Here is a 3,156-nt window from a genome sequence, read left to right on the forward strand (position 1 = left end):
AGCGCCAGGTCAAGGGCCCGGCCATCAACGGCCTCAAGAACCGCGTCACCGAGGCGCTGACCGCCCGCAAGAGCGAACTGAGGGACGTCGCGATCACCGCGCGCCTCGTCGCCGAGAAGGTCGATGTCACGCTGCCGGTACGGCAGTCGCCGGCCGAGCGCGGCCGCATCCATCCGATCAGCCAGGTCATCGACGAGATCGCGGCGATCTTCGGCGATCTCGGCTTCGCCATTGCCGAAGGGCCCGATATCGAGACCGACTATTACAATTTCACCGCGCTGAATTTCCCGGAAGGCCATCCGGCGCGCGAAATGCACGACACCTTCTTCTTCCAGCCGGACGAGAAGGGCGAGCGCAAACTTTTGCGCACCCACACTTCGCCCGTGCAGATCCGCACCATGGAGAAGCAGAAGCCGCCGATCCGCATCGTCATTCCCGGGAAAACCTACCGGCAGGATTCGGACGCCACCCATTCGCCGATGTTCCATCAGGTCGAGGGGCTGGTGATCGACAAGTCGGCCAACGTCGCCAACATGAAGTGGGTGCTGGAAGAGTTCTGCAAGGCGTTCTTCGAAGTGCCGTCGGTCAAGATGCGTTTCCGGCCGTCTTTCTTCCCGTTCACCGAGCCAAGCCTCGAGGTCGACATCCAATGCGACCGCTCGCGGCCGGGCGAAGTGCGCTTCGGCGAAGGCTCCGACTGGATGGAGATCCTCGGCTGCGGCATGGTGCATCCCAACGTGCTGCGCGCCGGCGGACTCGATCCCGACGAGTATCAGGGCTTCGCCTGGGGCATGGGCATCGACCGCATCGCCATGCTGAAATACGGCATGCCGGACCTGCGCGCCTTCTTCGACGCCGACGTGCGCTGGCTGTCGCATTACGGCTTCCGGCCGCTCGACATGCCGACGCTGTTCGGGGGCCTGAGCGCGTGAGCCAAGCCGCCGATCCCTATGCGGACGCGGTGACGTTCCGTTTCGGCGACAGTCCGGAGCTGGCCGACGAGTTGCTGGCCCTAGTACTGTCGGGCCGCAAGACCGCGACCTGCGGCGCGCTGCGTGACTATGGCGGCGCCGAGCCGGTACCGGAGGTCGGTCGCCGCGATGTGGTGCTCGACGGCAGCGGCCGTCGCGCCGCGGTCATCGAAACGGTCGAGGCGATCGTGCGGCGCTTCGACGAGGTCGACGCCGACTTTGCTCGCGACGAGGGCGAAGGCGATCTGAGCTACGAATACTGGCGTGATGCGCATCAGGCCTATTTCGAGCGCAATGGCGGTTATTCGCCTGACATGAAACTGGTTTGCGAACGCTTCCGGCTGGTCGAAGTGTTCGCGCAAGACGACGCGAAAGTGTGAGACGATGAAATTCACCCTCTCCTGGCTCAAGGATCATCTCGAAACAGATGCCACGCTCGACAAGATCGTCGAGCGGCTGACCTCGATCGGCCTCGAGGTCGAGCATGTCGACGACAAGTCGAGCCTGAAACCCTTCGTCATCGCCAAAGTGCTGACGGCGGTGCAGCACCCCGACGCCGACCGGCTGCGGGTGCTGAGCGTCGACACCGGCGATGGCAAGCCGCCGGTGCAGGTCGTCTGCGGCGCGCCGAACGCTCGCGCGGGCCTGATCGGCGCCTTCGCCGCGCCCGGCACCTATGTGCCCGGCATCGACGTGACGCTGACGGTCGGCAAGATCAGGGGCGTCGAGAGCCATGGCATGATGTGTTCCGAGCGCGAACTGGAACTGTCGGACGAGCACAATGGCATCATCGACCTGCCCGGCGATGCGCCGGTCGGCACCAGCTTCGCATCCTATGCGCATCTCGACGATCCGGTCATCGAGATCAACCTGACGCCGAACCGGCCGGATGCTACCAGTGTCTACGGCATCGCGCGCGACCTCGCGGCGAGCGGGCTCGGCACGCTGAAGAGCGCCGGCGTCGAGGCGATCCCGGGCAAGGGCGAGACCCCGGTCAAGGTGGTGATCGAGGCGCCGGAGCTTTGCCCCGGTTTTGCCTTGCGTCTTGTGCGCGGCGTCAAGAACGGCCCATCGCCGAAATGGCTGCAGCAGAGGCTGATCGCCATCGGGCTGAGGCCGATCAGCGCGCTGGTCGACATCACCAATTACGTCACCTTCGATCGCGGCCGTCCGCTGCATGTGTTCGACGCCAAAAAGGTTGCCGGAAATCTCGTGGTGCGCCGGGCGCGCGACGGCGAGAAGGTGCTGGCGCTGGACGGCCGCGAATACACGCTGACGCCTGAGATGTGCGCCATATCAGACGACAACGGCGTGGAATCGATCGCCGGCGTCATGGGCGGCGAGCATTCCGGCTGCGATGAGAACACCACGGACGTGCTCATCGAATCCGCGTTGTGGGATCCGATCACCACGGCCCGGACAGGGCGGACGCTCGGCATCATCACCGACGCGCGCTACCGCTTCGAGCGCGGCGTCGATCCCGAGTTCATGGTTCCCGGCGTCGAACTGGCGACGAAGCTGGTGCTCGATCTCTGCGGCGGTGAACCGGCGCAGACCGAGGTCGTCGGCTATGCCGGCCATCAGCCGAAGATCGTTGCCTTCCCGGTGTCCGAAGTGAAGCGGCTGACCGGCATCGAGGTGCCCAAGGCGGAAAGCCTCGACATCCTGTCGCGCCTGGGCTTCAAACCACAAGGTTCGGGCGATGTCGTCGATGTGGCGGTGCCGTCCTGGCGCCCCGACGTCGATGGCAAGGCCGATCTGGTCGAGGAAGTGATGCGCATTCACGGCGTCGACAACATCGCGCCGCAGCCACTCGGCGCGCATGACGCGGTCAATTCGAAGATCCTGACCACGCTGCAGGTGCGCACCCGCACGGCCAAGCGCGCTCTCGCCGTGCGCGGCATGATGGAGGCCGTCACCTGGTCGTTCATCCCGGCCAGGCACTCCGAACTGTTCGGCGGCGGCCAGACGGCATTGAAACTCGCCAACCCGATCGCCGCCGACATGTCCGACATGCGCCCCTCCCTGCTGCCGGGGCTGATCGCGGCGGCGCAGCGCAATGCCGACAAGGGCATTGGCGACGTGGCACTGTTCGAAGTCTCGGGCACCTATGAGGGCGGCGGCGCCGACCAGCAGCGCCGCGTCGCCGCCGGCGTGCGCCGCGGCACGGCCAAGCTCGACGGTT

Annotated in this window: 3 protein-coding genes; all 3 read left to right on the forward strand. The window is 65.8% G+C overall.

Translation table 11 applies throughout. The features are described 5' to 3' along the window. Positions 1 to 932 (forward strand): phenylalanine--tRNA ligase subunit alpha (gene pheS, locus J0I79_RS34570; protein ID WP_292870529.1); only part of this gene is annotated, 932 nt, incomplete at its 5' end. After that, positions 929 to 1,351 carry an ASCH domain-containing protein gene (locus tag J0I79_RS34575; RefSeq protein WP_292870532.1) on the forward strand — a complete coding sequence of 141 codons (423 nt, stop codon included), beginning with the start codon at positions 929 to 931 and terminating at the stop codon, positions 1,349 to 1,351. The genes pheS and J0I79_RS34575, both read left to right, overlap by 4 nt. Positions 1,352 to 1,355: 4 nt before the next feature. Further along, on the forward strand, positions 1,356 to 3,156 hold a 1,801-nt coding region (gene pheT, locus J0I79_RS34580), incomplete at its 3' end, for a phenylalanine--tRNA ligase subunit beta (protein ID WP_292870535.1).

Origin of the sequence: Mesorhizobium sp. (assembly GCF_017306585.1) — a bacterium.
GTDB lineage: Bacteria > Pseudomonadota > Alphaproteobacteria > Rhizobiales > Rhizobiaceae > Mesorhizobium.